At 42.8% G+C, this 13,688-nt stretch carries 10 protein-coding genes, 1 other RNA gene and 1 pseudogene; 4 read left to right on the top strand and 8 right to left on the bottom strand.

Going from position 1 to position 13,688, the window contains the following annotated elements; genetic code table 11:
• Nucleotides 1–272: 272 nt before the first annotated feature.
• Together NV379_RS12015 and NV379_RS12010 are read left to right on the top strand one after the other, a co-directional pair.
• Nucleotides 273–1,319 carry an agmatine deiminase family protein gene (locus NV379_RS12015; RefSeq protein WP_258207557.1) on the top strand — a complete coding sequence of 349 codons (1,047 nt, stop codon included), beginning with the start codon at nt 273–275 and terminating at the stop codon, nt 1,317–1,319.
• Nucleotides 1,320–1,697: 378 nt separating this feature from the next.
• Nucleotides 1,698–2,845 (top strand): IS3 family transposase gene (locus NV379_RS12010; protein ID WP_258207556.1). Its coding sequence is split into 2 segments (ribosomal slippage): nt 1,698–1,971 and nt 1,971–2,845, totalling 1,149 coding nucleotides; the frame shifts between segments, so codons are not numbered across the junction.
• Nucleotides 2,846–2,897: 52 nt separating this feature from the next.
• Here NV379_RS12010 and NV379_RS12005 read toward each other — a convergent pair.
• The 3 genes from NV379_RS12005 to desA all read right to left on the bottom strand — a co-directional run bounded on the left by NV379_RS12005 (nt 2,898) and on the right by desA (nt 5,770).
• Nucleotides 2,898–3,497 (bottom strand): response regulator transcription factor, encoded by a 600-nt coding sequence (locus NV379_RS12005; protein ID WP_258207555.1) that lies wholly within the window; start codon nt 3,495–3,497, stop codon nt 2,898–2,900.
• Nucleotides 3,494–4,630 carry a sensor histidine kinase gene (locus NV379_RS12000; protein ID WP_258207554.1) on the bottom strand — a complete coding sequence of 379 codons (1,137 nt, stop codon included), beginning with the start codon at nt 4,628–4,630 and terminating at the stop codon, nt 3,494–3,496. The genes NV379_RS12005 and NV379_RS12000 overlap by 4 nt, the downstream gene beginning before the upstream one ends.
• Before the next feature lie 72 nt (nt 4,631–4,702).
• The gene (gene desA / locus NV379_RS11995) at nt 4,703–5,770 is read right to left on the bottom strand and encodes a Delta(5) desaturase DesA (protein ID WP_258207553.1); all 1,068 of its coding nucleotides are present in this window, start codon (nt 5,768–5,770) and stop codon (nt 4,703–4,705) included.
• 320 nt (nt 5,771–6,090) lie between these two features.
• Between desA and NV379_RS11990 the strand changes: the two genes are divergently transcribed.
• Together NV379_RS11990 and NV379_RS11985 are read left to right on the top strand one after the other, a co-directional pair.
• Nucleotides 6,091–6,291: a cold-shock protein gene (locus NV379_RS11990; RefSeq protein WP_258207552.1), complete on the top strand. Its 201-nt coding sequence runs from the start codon at nt 6,091–6,093 to the stop codon at nt 6,289–6,291.
• A gap of 62 nt (nt 6,292–6,353) precedes the next feature.
• On the top strand, nt 6,354–6,584 hold the full coding sequence (locus NV379_RS11985) for a cold-shock protein (protein ID WP_258207551.1): 231 nt from the start codon (nt 6,354–6,356) through the stop codon (nt 6,582–6,584).
• 784 nt (nt 6,585–7,368) lie between these two features.
• Here NV379_RS11985 and NV379_RS11980 read toward each other — a convergent pair.
• The 5 genes and pseudogenes from NV379_RS11980 to rnr form a co-directional block, all read right to left on the bottom strand.
• Nucleotides 7,369–7,599 (bottom strand): annotated as a pseudogene (locus NV379_RS11980) (transposase); the annotation flags it as partial.
• Nucleotides 7,600–8,016: 417 nt separating this feature from the next.
• Entirely contained in the window at nt 8,017–8,889 is an 873-nt protein-coding gene (locus NV379_RS11975) for a hypothetical protein (RefSeq protein ID WP_258207550.1), read from the bottom strand.
• A 288-nt stretch (nt 8,890–9,177) separates the two neighbouring features.
• Nucleotides 9,178–9,542: a transfer-messenger RNA gene (gene ssrA, locus NV379_RS11970) on the bottom strand.
• A 222-nt stretch (nt 9,543–9,764) separates the two neighbouring features.
• A complete protein-coding gene (smpB, locus tag NV379_RS11965) occupies nt 9,765–10,247 on the bottom strand; it encodes an SsrA-binding protein SmpB (protein WP_258207549.1) in 483 nt (160 codons plus the stop codon).
• Between the two features lie 159 nt (nt 10,248–10,406).
• Entirely contained in the window at nt 10,407–13,613 is a 3,207-nt protein-coding gene (rnr, locus tag NV379_RS11960; RefSeq protein ID WP_258207806.1) for a ribonuclease R, read from the bottom strand.
• Nucleotides 13,614–13,688 lie beyond the last annotated feature (75 nt).

The following is a 13,688-nucleotide window of genomic DNA, read 5'->3' as shown; positions in this document are numbered from 1 at the left end:
CCACTATGGTTTTTCATAAAATACTACATCACTATTTTTATTCTCTACACAAAAACAAACACCCGAGTAGCCATCACAGACCCGATACCATCACCTGTCTTGTAAAAAACGTCGGTTTGATGAAGCTGTTTGACTTCAAAGCCCCAACGGTGTAAGTGTTTATCCAATATCCACTACAAGTATTTTCTCCATAAAAATGATGTTTTCTGTTGACCTTAACACGGTGTCAACCTATAGAGTGAATGTACATTCGTAATAAGGGGTGCATAGGTATGAAAAGTATAGAAAATATCCAATTTTATATGCCAGCAGAATGGGAGGAACATGAGGATACCTGGCTTCAATGGCCTCATGATAAAACCCATAGAGGCGAAAGGTATAAAGCTAAGCTCAATAATATTTGGGTAACGATGGCAAAGGAACTTCATTATGGAGAAAATGTGTACATTGTTGTATATAATGACGAAGAAAGAGAGTATGTTCAATCGAAGCTAAATGAAGCGAATGTTAATTTAGATAAAATTCACTTCTTGATTCAAGAAACGGATGATATTTGGATAAGAGATAATGGGCCGATTTTTGTGAAAGACAGGGATAATCAGCTTTCGCTAACACATTGGATTTTCAACGGTTGGGGGAATAAATGTCCATATACTAATGATGCTGTTGTTCCAAGTCAAATAAGTAAGCATTACAACATCCCGAAAGTTGACGTGGACGTTTGCCTAGAAGGCGGAGGGATAGAAGTAAACGGAAATGGTACCTTGATGGCCGCAAAATCTTCAATTATAAATGAAAATCGAAACCCTGCACTCTCTCAAGAAGAAATTGAACGTGCGTTAACTAAGTATTTAGGTGTAACAAACTTTATATGGATAACCGGTATTCGTGGAGAAGATAACTATGATGAGGTTACCGATTTCCATATTGACGCTTCAGCACGTTTCTCCAATGAAACTACCATTCTCTACGAATACGACCCTTTTGGTGAAAGTGAAGCGTATCTTTTGGAGGCACACGAGCTGCATTATCAACAATTACAACAAGCAAGAAATACGGATGGAAAGCCGTTTCAACTTATTCCATTACCGTTAACAAGAAAAGTCGTGAAAGAGGCGAATTGTAAAGGTTCCTATTTGAATTTTTATATCGGAAACGAAGTTGTATTGGTTCCTATATATGATGATGAGCATGACAAGTTAGCACTACAAATCATTGAAGGCCAATTCCCAGGGAGAAGAATTGTCGGTATTCATGTAAGTGAATTATATGCATACGGTGGTATGATTCACTGTGTAACACAACAGCATATTAAGTAAGCTAAATTACATTAGGGCATTAAGACCATGTGGATGTCATTTAGTAGTAAGTGAGCTAGCCCGTCCTATTTATCTAATCGGCTACTTTATAAAAGCAAAAAAGACACCTCTGAGGTGTCTTTTTCTTACTCCATATGGAGGCGAGGGGCAACGACCTCAAATTAGTTGCAACACTTGCGATGCTCCTGTTGATAATTTCATTAACTAATGACTGCTGATGGGCAGCTCGAACCCAAATAGTTAACAAAAAAGTACCCACAAATCTGAACACCTTTTTGGGTCCGGGACTGACACCTTAGCGTGAGACAAATCAAAACACCTTCAAGTGAAATCCACTATGTCGTAAGATATAGTGACAATCTTGGAGGTGTTTTTGTCATGGCAACAAGAGTAAGTTATCCAAAAGAAATAAAGATGAAAGCTATTGAGTTGAGATTGGCAGGTGTTCCCGTTAAAGAAGTTATGGAGCAGCTCCACATACGGAACAAGACACAAATAGAAACGTGGATGAGATGGTGTAAAAATGGTGAATTGCATAGATTGGAGCAACCTGTTGGTAAGCAATATAGCTATGGTAAAGGAGCTAAAGTTACTTCGGAAATAGAGATGCTTACACTAGAAAATCGTTATCTTAAACAACAGCTGGACGTGCTAAAAAAGTACAAGGAGCTAGAAAGGAGGTGGAATCAGAACTCGTAGTAGCTTGCATAGAGTCTTTTCGAGGTGAATTGAAAATCTCACAGGCTTGTGCATGGCTAGGGGTCCCACGTTCAACTTACTATCGCTGTAAAGCTAGAAACAAGGATTTAAGAGAACCCAGCATCGTGGAGAGAATTCGTGAATTATGCTCGCAACATAAATTCAGATATGGATATCGAAAAATTACAGCACTACTGCGTTTAGAGCAGCATCAAATTAATCACAAACGAGTTCAACGAATCATGCAACGAGAACAGCTGCATTGCCGTGTAAAAGTAAAGAAACGCAAACTAACGGGTCAACCAGTACAAGTCGCGGAGCACCTGCTCAAGCGTCAATTCCAAGCAACAAAACCCATGCAAAAGCTAGTGACGGATATTACGTATTTGCCATTTGGTAATAAAACATTGTACTTATCGAGCATTTTAGATTTGTACAACGGTGAAATTGTCGCTTACAATATTGCAGATACACAAGATACATCCTTTGTTTTAGATACACTAAGTCAGCTTCCAGAGCAGCAAGGCATGTTGTTACACAGTGATCAAGGCAGCGTGTATACGTCTCAAGCTTACCAAGAGGCTGTAAAAGGAAAAGGCATTATCATGAGTATGTCCCGCAAGGGAACGCCCGCTGATAATGCCCCTATCGAATCGTTCCATTCTACCTTAAAGTCTGAAACGTTTTATCTCGAAGGGTTAACTTGCACAACGACGGCAATCGTTGAGCATACCGTTCGAGATTACATTAGGTATTATAACTCAATTCGTATTCAAACGAAATTAAATAACCAATCGCCGATACAATATCGACAACTGGCTGCTTAAACTTGAAAGGTGTTTTGATCCCTGCCTCACAAACGGGGGTCAGTCCCTCCTGTCATTTGAACCATCCCTTCTCTTTGAAACGCATAATAGCCTCAATTCGATTAGTGACATTGAGCTTATCGAGAATAATGGAAATGTAGTTGCGAACGGTACCTCTGGTTATGTACATGTGATCAGCGATTTCCTTCGTATTTTTACCGTCGGCGATCAGGTTCAGCACTTCCTTTTCCCTCTCGGTCAAAGGATTTTCTTCATTATAAGTCTCATCTACCAGCTCTGAGGCATAGATTCGCTTGCCAGCCATCACACTCCGAATTGAGGTAGCTAGTTCCTCGCTTGGGCTATCTTTCAACAAATAACCGTTAGCACCCGCTTTCACGGCCCTTTCAAAATACCCATAACGAGCAAACGTGGTCAATATAATGATTTTGCAACCCAATCCCTTTAGTTCCTCCGCCGCATCTAAACCGTTCATTATTGGCATCTCAATATCCATGACACAAATATCTGGCTTATGCTGTTTAACCAGTTTCACAGCATCCTCTCCATTGCTTGCTTTACCAACAACCTGCATATCCTCTTCCAAATCAAGTAAGGATGCAAGTGCGCCCAACAGCATCCGTTGGTCCTCGGCAATCACAATTCGGATCATATCCTCACTTCCCTTTCTGGTGGTATGATGGTATTCGGCACTTTTATAACAATCATCGTTCCACTATCTGAGACAATTTCCATACAACCGTTTACAAACTCAAGTCGCTCTTTCATGCCCCGTATTCCATTTCCAGGTAACACAAGACATTCATTCGTTATGCCGATCCCATTGTCCCCGACCTTGATAACGAGATCGTTTGGTGATGGCTCAATGGAGATCGAACACTGAGTAGCACTGCTATGTTTGATAATATTCGTAATCGATTCCTTCAAACACATGCTCAATACATTTTCATTAATTAGGGAAGTGTTAGTTAACTTCGGATCCCCCTCCACAATGAGGTCGATCTCTGCTGCCTTCAAAATCTGTTTGATTCGGAATACCTCTTCCACGAGTCTCGTTCCGCGCATTTGCGTTACAATTTCCCGAACTTCTTTTAACGCAATTCTAGCTGTCTGACGAACATCATTGATTTCGATTTGTGCTTGGGCCGGATTTTTGCTTATTAATTTCCCAGCCAAATCACTCTTCAAACCAATTAATGAGAGTTTCTGACCAAGTGTATCGTGTAAGTCTCGAGCGATTCTTTGGCGCTCTTCTAGCTTTACCAACTCGGAAATCCGCTTATTTGCATCCTCTAGCTGTCCCTGAAGTTTTTCACTTCTGTTTCGGTTGAACGTGGTAACTGGAATGAGAATAACCCCAATGACACTAATAATGATAAAAGGCAATTGTGTATAATAGACAGGATTTTCGGATATCAATCCATAGTTAATCGTTAAGATTGTCGTTACTAGATGAATGCAGTATAACGTAATAAATCCTGCCCGACTTTTCATGGTGCCAATAAAATATGCTAAAAACAAAGAGAAATACACATAACTGAATACGATCGCCATGATAATCGAAATAATAATTTGTACACTAGTCCAAAAATACACAATCCATCCTTTAGATACGAAGGACAGCACATAGCAACTAAAGAAAACCATAATCATGATTGTGCCTAATACAATGTGGGATGTGGTAGAAGAACGAAATATGAAATAAAAAGGTAGGATATAAAAGACAACCCACACATAAGGACTAAGACCGGTGTTTTTGTGAAAAATTTGATACCACTTTTGCATAGTCCGTTTAGCCTCTTTTTCTTCAACATAGATTTACTTATATTTTAGCACAACATGAAACGATGTGTTTTATTACCTTTGTAAGCTCGATTTACGAACTTTTACTTTTAATTTGTTATCCAAAGGATCATGAGCATTTTCCTTAAGGTTCACCTGTTTAATATTTCTATAACCGACAAACATTTTGTTACGCTCATCCCATAGACGAAACCGTAGCGACTTCAAACTAGTTCCTATTGTTATTGTCGTTGCTTTTTGAAGCGGTGGCGTTGCATTATGCGCCTTTTCCAAATTATAATTTGGCACTTTCGGACTCAAATGATGGACATGATGAAACCCAATATTTCCAGTAATCCATTGCAGAAGCTTCGGCAGTTTATAATAGGAGCTTCCCTCTACCGCGGCTTTCACATAACTCCACTCATCCTCATTCTCGAAGTAGGAATCTTCAAACTGATGTTGCACATAAAATAGCCAGATTCCCATCAAGCCCGCTACGAACATAATTGGAGCTTGGATCAGAACAAATGACTGCCATCCAACTATCCAGATCAATAACCCATATAAAGCAAGGATAGAGACATTTGTCATATAAGTACTGATTCTTTCCTTGCGTTTTGCACCTTTTGTATTAAAGCGGTTTGTAAATACGAACAACAAGATGGGGCCTAGTCCAAACATAATAAATGGATTCCGATATAACCGATACGCAATTCGGACCCCTATCGAAGATGCCGCATATTCATCAACGGTAAGTACCCACATATCACCTATTCCACGTTTCTCGAGGTTACTGCTCGTTGCATGATGGATCGAATGACTATTCTTCCATTGTTGATAGGGAAAGAGTGTAAGGATTCCCGTAATTGTACCAATTATTTCGTTAGCTCTACGGCTTTTGAAGAACGATTGATGACAACAATCATGGAAAATGATAAAAGTTCGTATAACGAAACCGGATGCGATAATCATAATGGGGAGCGAGAGCCAATAGGATATAGATAGGCTTAGATACGCAGAAAACCATAGTACAAATAAAGGTCCTAAGGTGTTAATTAGCTGTTTAATACTAGCCCTCGTATTTGATTTTTCATAAGGGGCAACCTGTTTTTTTAAGTTGGTTAGCGTGGATTGTGTCATCTTTTAGTTCCTCCTCGATATGGTGCACAGGACTTGTTAGCGAATATTAGTTTTAGTATCCTATCTTCATTATAAATACCGTTTTCAATTTGTTGCAGTCATAAACATCATGTAGCCTATATGACATTTGTCATATACGTAAAGGAGAAATAATATAAATTTGCTTATCACACTTTTATGTGCTAGGATTAGTTTATAAACAGCGCTAACATAAATTCACATATTGAAAAAGTGATCATTTGTGTAATGGTACCTTTTTCAATGTGTGATTTTTTTTGTTTAGAAAAGCATGTTAATAACAATTTGGAGGTAATTATATTATGGAAACAGGAACAGTGAAATGGTTTAACGCAGAGAAAGGTTTTGGATTTATTGAAATGGAAGGCGGAAATGACGTATTCGTTCATTTCTCCGCAATTCAAGGAGATGGATTTAAATCATTGGACGAAGGACAACGCGTTGAATTTAATGTAACTCAAGGCAACCGCGGTCCTCAAGCTGAGAATGTTGTAAAACTGTAGTTCACAATGAACTGCCCTTAACACGTGTTAAGGGCAGTTTTTTTTATAAGGAGGAGAAAACTATGTATTCTCGAAGAAAATCGTTAGAGGATCTCGTTCAAGAAGACACGAAAGTATGGACATGCAATAATGAAGATTGTAAGGGATGGATCCGGGACAATTTTTCGTTTGATCACGTCCCTACTTGCCATCAGTGCCATTCTCCCATGATTAGCAGCTTGAAAATGCTCCCTATCCTTTCTAACTCCAATAAAGATATGAAGTCTCTTCATAAAGGCAGACTGATCTCCTAGTCTGTTTATCGTATGAAATGGCTACCTCTTTTAAGACTCGATAAATCGTAGATTCTGATGCGATATAGACATCTTCATCAGCAAGTCGTGGAACGATTTGACTAGGCAGAAGGCTCTTGAACACTGGCTGATTGACTGTCTGGACGATTGTTACTCTTTCTTCTTTAGTCAGCTTGTTTTTAGGCGTTGGTCGTTCTACTATGGGGCGCTGATCCTCATTTGGTGTAAGGTCACTTCTCCAGCGTTGTAGCGTTCTCTGGCTACTGCCTAGTTCCTTACACGCAGGGTTCTCTGGTCCCGCTAACAACTGCTTTTTTGATCAGTATAATAGAGCTGTGTTGCGATCTGAGGCCCTGATAAATCATCCGCGTTGTCCCACAGATCGCATTGCCTTTTTTTCTGATTACAAGTAGAGCTGCTTTTTCTGCCAAGGCTGCTTCACTACGACGAAGCTCTTGACTCAGCTTCTTGATTTGGCGATCTTTAATTGCTTGCTTAACTCACGGTTGCCGATTCCTACTTAGCATAACAGGACTTAGCTAAAGGTGGTCAACTTTTACATTAGCATTTACAGTTAAAAATAATAATTAAATTTCTCATGTCTACTGATTGTCTACATTCCCACCCCTAGAATGGCAAAAACCCCGCTCAGTGAGGTGGCCACTGAAGAACTATTGCTTTTTATCGTAATGAACTTAAACCGCCATAAAAATAGACATCTACTCTCTAATATTAGGGGTAGATGTCTATTTTTTACCTTTATCTGTAATTTAAGTGGATATGTTTAATCCGTTAATTTCAATATCCGTTTGAGATTGACCGCGAATATTGTCATAGCACCTTGAAGCTCCATGCCTAATAAACCCGAGGATGTGGCAACATCGTACCCGCGTCTGTGTTTGAGCTCGCTGTTTTTCGCTTCAATTTTATAGCGTTCCTTCGATTTTTCTATGAAATAATCCGTTTCTTGAAATGACATTTGCTGTGAATGTGCATCCGATTTTATGCTAACAGAGTTCTTCATATATGAAAGTGAAATCTACCAATTCATTAATTTGACGTAACGTATTATCCTTTGGCACGACAATGTCGTACAGTGCGGCATAAGGACTTAATACCAATGTTTGCTGTTGCCGAATCATCCGTCCATCTGCTTTCCATGATCTATTGATTATACGACAAAAAAGGTACAGCCTCTTCAATTTTCTTGAAGGACTATACCTTTTTCATGAGAAGACTTCTTCAGTGGCCGCCCTTATTGGTAGTGGATTTCTTTTTATTATGGAGGCGAACCGTGGCTAGGCAAATCCAAAATTCTAGTTTTTGATAAACCATCCACTAGTGGTTGTTTACCTTCCCCATGCGAATTCGCTAGTTTCCTTAGAAAAAGAGCTTTGCAGCCAACCTGGCTACAAAGCTCTTTTCTTCATGTTTAATAACGCTGCAAGATGGTTGATGTTTTTAAAGCGTCCTGAGGAAGAAACCATCCGCGGGACTGCAGGTAAGTAAACAATTGGCTGGAAGAATTAGCTGCATCGGATTCTGTGTCAACTTTGAACGAAGCTTCTACAATATATTCGTATCCTGTTCCTGACGTATTTTTAATAGGCCAGATTTCAATGTACGTCTTAATTCCGTTAAATGTGCCTGTGTATCTAGTAGCATATACCGGTCCATATACTCGTGATTGGTTCAGCACCGAAGTTCCCCAGCCTGTGCTTGTCCATTTATTCAGCTTGCCCGGAATGTTATTGACAATTGCATTGACTGAATCTGTCTGATTAGGCAGGGTCAAGCCGGTGTAACCGGAAATGCTGACATTCTTGTCTGTCGAAATGCTGAGGGTCTTTGAACCATAGCTCCATTCAACCTGTGCTTCATAGTTCGTATCACTGGAGTCGAAACCTTCTTGATTGGCTTGATTCAAAGCTGCGGTAATGTTATTACCTGTGATTGGATAGCGCTTCTTATAGTTTAATTTGAATTTGCTGTCACCAGTCATTTTGCGAATGCGGGCGGACCAGCCTTCTTGGCTCAGGTCTTGATTGTTAGTATCCATATACTGAACATTCATTTGGTCCGGTGCAGCGGTAATGTTGAACGCACTCAGTACTGTGTTTTTCAAAGTGTGGTCCGGATTCAAAGCTTCATTAGGATCTAGCAGCGCGTGAATCTCATAATTCGGCGTCATGTTAGGCGTAGCTGCAACAGCAGTACGGGGTCCTACATTGACCAAGCTGGTCATTAAAGCGGTGCCGAGTACAGCAACGGCAACTACAGAGGTCATGCTTTTGAGGATGTTCATCAATTACATCTCCTTGTTCGTATCATTTAAATTGCGGCATTCGCAATTATAATTGTAGTTTACAAGGAAAGATGTGGGTTTTTGTTAGCTTGAATTAAAGGTAATATTAATATTATTTATAGAAGCTGTTCGGAAGGGCAAGTGACTCCCGAATACCTTGGCGGTTTATATCAAACCCATACTGAGTATTTGAAACTCATCCGCTCTCCTGGGCAGCTTTGGCTTTCCCTCAGGCATCTCCCATACATAGTAAAAGGGACTGGCACAATAGCCAGTCCCTTTTACTATGTATGGAGGCGAGGGGAGTCGAACCCCTGTCCGAAGATAACGACACATAGGCTTCTACGGGTGTAGTCACAGATTTGATGTCACCCGAGCAGCGCCCTGTAACCGGCTCTGCGTTGGGTCAGCCTGATTATCTTCTTCAGCACACCCCAGGCGGAGATGTGACAGCGTATTCCACTATATGTTAGCCCCTATTCTAGTCACATGGACGATGCTAGGTAGAAGCACGCTCACAGGTTATTAAGCTGCGAAAGCGTAGTTGTTGTTAGTTTTGCCGTTTAATAGGCTTTAGCGTTGATGAAGTGGTCGCGTCCCCACTACCCGCTACCCATGCTCGAACTATCCCCGTCGAATCCAAGAACGCCCCCGTATTATAAGGCGCATCTGTTCAATATCGGATGTTTCCGTGAGCAGGATGCTAATTGTAAAAACTTTTTAAGCTGTATTCCTTACTTAGTATAACATAAATCCGCTAAGATCGTACATTTAAGATCGTGGAAGTACAGGATACTCCACCCATGGATAACCTTACATTATCCAATCAACTCATCCCCAACACATATCGACCTTACCTTACAGATCCCAATAAACTACCTCGCAACCTTCTGCTTCTCGCGTAGTGCACGCTGAATATCACGTTGTGCATCACGTTTTGCCGCAGTCTCACGCTTGTCATAGTTCTTCTTACCGCGACCAAGTCCAATTAACAGCTTGGCATAACCGTTGCGCGTATAAACTTTAAGCGGCACCAGTGCATAACCTTGTTGCTTGGATAAGCCGAGCAGCTTGTTGATCTCGTACTTCTTCAATAGAAGCTTACGCGCTCTTGTCGGATCTTCCGGATTATGGCGATTCCCTTGCTCGAATGGGGAGATGTGCATGTTATGAATAAAAGCTTCGCCATTACGAATCGTCGCGAACGCATCACCAATATTAGCTTTGCCCTTACGCAGCGATTTAATCTCAGTACCCGTCAATACCAGACCACACTCATATGTCTCTTCTATAAAATAATCATGCGACGCTTTCTTGTTCTGAGCCAGCTGATTATCACTTTTACCTTTAGTTGCCATGCAGATGAACCTCCTTCTCCTTGCAAAAGGATAAAGGGCGAAGCACACGCGCCTTCGCCCACTTCCTTCCGACCACTTGTACATAAGTGGTCTCATTGTATCAGCTTCGCCCCGCAAAATCAAGCGGGGAGCGAAGCGGAAGCCCCGACGACGTCTGCCTTAACGGCGACGTCGTTCACGATCCGGCGGTGTCGAACGTCCACCGCCATTACTTCCGCCTCCGCGGCGGCCCTTGCCGAGCGCGTTAACCGAGCTCGCCCAGTCTCCCGCGTAGTTGCCAGACTCCCCGTCGTTCCAATCGACTGGGGTAATCTTTACATCCACGCCTGCGCCGCCAGCTTGACGCTTCCCGCGGTTACCACCACGCTGCGATGCACTCGCGTCACCATTACCACCACGCTCTGATGCTCCTGCTTCACCACGGTTTCGCTCACCACCACGTTTGTCTCCACGCTGTGCTTGCCCTCCAGCGCGATGCTCTACATGAGCTCCGCCATTACGACGCTTCCCGCGACCGCCTGCACCGCCATCAACAAACTCGCTCACGATTTCCTTCGCACGACCACTCAAACGCTCATTGCCTTGACCTTGTTCGCTTCCACGAACCTGATCATTTCCATTCTTGTTTCCGCGCTGAGCACCAGCAGATTCAAAGCCACCGTCGTTTTTAGCCACTCCGCCAGTATCGCCTAACGTGATACCGCCTTTGCCCTTCTTCCGGTTACCTTTACCGCCGCCTTGGTCTGCAAATGGATTATAACCAGCCGCTTCAAAGTTGCCTTTGCGACTCATCTTATCGCGTCGACGACCGACTTTCTCCGAAGATGCAGCTGCATGACCCTGACCTTGTCGATTATCACGACCTACACGCTCAGTACGATCACTACTGGATGTATGCTCACGTCCCGGAGTAACTTCCACTCCTCCGAAAGCAAAGCCAACATCAGCTTGGTTTTCTACACTGCGCCCTTCAGATCCACTAGCACCGCGACCTTTTCCACGATCTGATCCGCCTTGACGACTATCAGCACCAAATGGTCCTCTGCCTTTATCTCCATTCTTGCCTCTACCGCCACGACCTCCACCTTGATCTCCACGACCGAAGCCACCTGCTGCTGCAGCGCCGCCTTTACCTGCACGCTTCGCACGTTCACGCTGCGGAGCTGCTCCGCCACGATTATTACCACCACGATTTGCGCGATCGATAAAGCTCATCTTCGTACTTCTACGCGGCTTCATATCGACCATCTCGAAATCGATTGTATGATCGTCCATATTCACACGCGCAATACGCACTTTCACTTCATCGCCAATACGGAAGATTTTTGACGTACGCTCTCCAATTAACGCAAGCTGACGCTCGTGGTAATGGTAGTAGTCATCTGTCAGTTCACTTAGACGAATCAAGCCTTCAACGGTATTGTCTAGTTCGATAAACATCCCAAAGCTAGTTACAGATGAGATAATGCCTTCGAACTCTTCGCCGACTTTATCTAACATGAACTCCGCTTTCTTCAGTGCTTCTGTATCACGCTCTGCATCAACAGCCACACGTTCACGTTCAGACGATTGCTGCGCAATATCTTCCATTCGCTGCGTTAAATATTCATGACGTTTAGGACTTAATGTTCCTGCCTCGAATACTTCACGCATGACGCGGTGAATGATTAAGTCCGGATAACGACGAATTGGTGATGTGAAGTGTGAGTAGTACTCCGCCGCAAGACCAAAGTGTCCTAAGCTCTGCGAGTCATAACGCGCTTGCTTCATCGAACGCAGCATCACAGTCGAGACAACAGTCTCTTCCTTCGTACCCTTAATTTCCTCAAGCAAAGTTTGAAGCGCCCTCGGATGAACCGAATTGCCCTTCCCCTTCACCACATAACCGAAGTTCGTGATAAACTCCATGAAGCGCATTAGCTTCTCTTGATCTGGATCTTCGTGAATGCGATACAAGAACGGCACTTTCATCCAATGGAAATGCTCCGCAACTGTTTCATTCGCTGCTAGCATGAATTCCTCAATGATCATCTCTGCAATGCTACGCTCACGTTTTACAATATCCGTAGGCTTACCTTCTGGATCAACCAGTACCTTCGCTTCTGTAAAATCAAAATCAATAGCGCCGCGCTGCATCCGTCGATTACGAAGCTTCATCGCAAGCTCTTCCATCAATGTAAAATGCTCCATAAGCCCTGAGTAGCGCTCCACTAAATCTGGATGCTCCTCTGGTTCTTGTAACAACTTACGTACATTCGTATAGGTCATTCGCTCCGTCGTCTTAATCACGGATGTAAATACATCATGACGCACCACGCGCAGACTAGAATCGAACTCCATTTCGCAAGACATCGTCAGGCGATCCACCTTCGGATTCAAGGAACAGATTCCGTTCGATAAACGATGTGGCAACATCGGAATAACGCGGTCTACCAAGTACACCGAGCAACCGCGACGATACGCTTCTTGATCAAGCGCCGAATCCTCACGCACGTAGTAACCAACGTCCGCAATATGAACCCCTAATAGATAATTGCCGTTCTCAAGGCGCTTTACATGAACAGCATCATCCAAGTCCTTCGCATCTTCACCATCAATCGTCACAATGATTTCATTACGAAGATCACGACGACCGACAAGTTCATCTGGATGAATCTCATCTGGCACAGCATCTGCTTCTACCGTTACTTCTTCTGGGAAACCTTCTGGCAGACCGTATTTGCGAATAATCGAGAGAATATCAACACCTGGATCATCCTTATGTCCCAAGATTTCGACGATCTCCCCTTGTGCAGCAGCGCGTCCTTCTGGATAGTGAACAATCTTCACAACAACCTTCTGACCATCTACCGCACCTGCAAACGCCTCACGAGGAACGAACAAGTCCCGCGTCATCCGCTTATCATCTGGAATTACGAATCCATACCCCTCATGATGTTGGAACGTTCCCACTACTTGCGTATTCGCACGCACAACTACACGTACAACTTCACCTTCTAGACGTCCCCCAGCAGGGCTCTTGCTCGTTACACGAACAAGCACAATATCGCCGTTCATCGCTGTGTTCATATCATTGGCATGAATGTATACGTCTGGGTGCTCTTTATCATCAGGCAAAAGGAAACCAAATCCCTTGGCATGCGCCTGCAATTTACCCCTTAACAAATTCATTCGCTCTGGCACACCGTAACTATCATTACGTGTACGCAGAATGTAACCTTCTTCTTCCAAACTATTCAGGAGCTTCAAGAACTCCTTAAATTCCGTTGCATCATTAATTCCAAAATGCTTCTCAAGATCTGTATAAGTCATCGGCTTATAAGCAGTCTCTCGCATAAAATTGAGTATATCCTGTCCGGTCATCACCGTGTTCACCTTCTCGTCTTTTCCTACCTTATCCATATGCATAACTTATTGTACATGTTTTACTCCGTTTAAGCC

Source organism: Paenibacillus radicibacter, from assembly GCF_024721995.1.
Classification (GTDB): Bacteria; Bacillota; Bacilli; order Paenibacillales; family NBRC-103111; genus Paenibacillus_AM; species Paenibacillus_AM radicibacter.
Note: the sequence above shows the minus strand (reverse complement) of the source record. Positions and strands in the feature narration are given on the sequence as shown.

Excerpts from the sequence above, each read along its gene's own strand:
- NV379_RS12000 (WP_258207554.1), bottom strand. The coding sequence starts at position 4,630 with ATGCAAAAGTGGTATCAAATTTTTCACAAAAACACCGGTCTTAGTCCT.
- NV379_RS12005 (WP_258207555.1), bottom strand. The coding sequence starts at position 3,497 with ATGATCCGAATTGTGATTGCCGAGGACCAACGGATGCTGTTGGGCGCA.
- NV379_RS11975 (WP_258207550.1), bottom strand. The coding sequence starts at position 8,889 with ATGAACATCCTCAAAAGCATGACCTCTGTAGTTGCCGTTGCTGTACTC.
- NV379_RS11985 (WP_258207551.1), top strand. The coding sequence starts at position 6,354 with ATGTATTCTCGAAGAAAATCGTTAGAGGATCTCGTTCAAGAAGACACG.
- NV379_RS12015 (WP_258207557.1), top strand. The coding sequence starts at position 273 with ATGAAAAGTATAGAAAATATCCAATTTTATATGCCAGCAGAATGGGAG.
- desA (WP_258207553.1), bottom strand. The coding sequence starts at position 5,770 with ATGACACAATCCACGCTAACCAACTTAAAAAAACAGGTTGCCCCTTAT.
- smpB (WP_258207549.1), bottom strand. The coding sequence starts at position 10,247 with ATGGCAACTAAAGGTAAAAGTGATAATCAGCTGGCTCAGAACAAGAAA.
- NV379_RS11990 (WP_258207552.1), top strand. The coding sequence starts at position 6,091 with ATGGAAACAGGAACAGTGAAATGGTTTAACGCAGAGAAAGGTTTTGGA.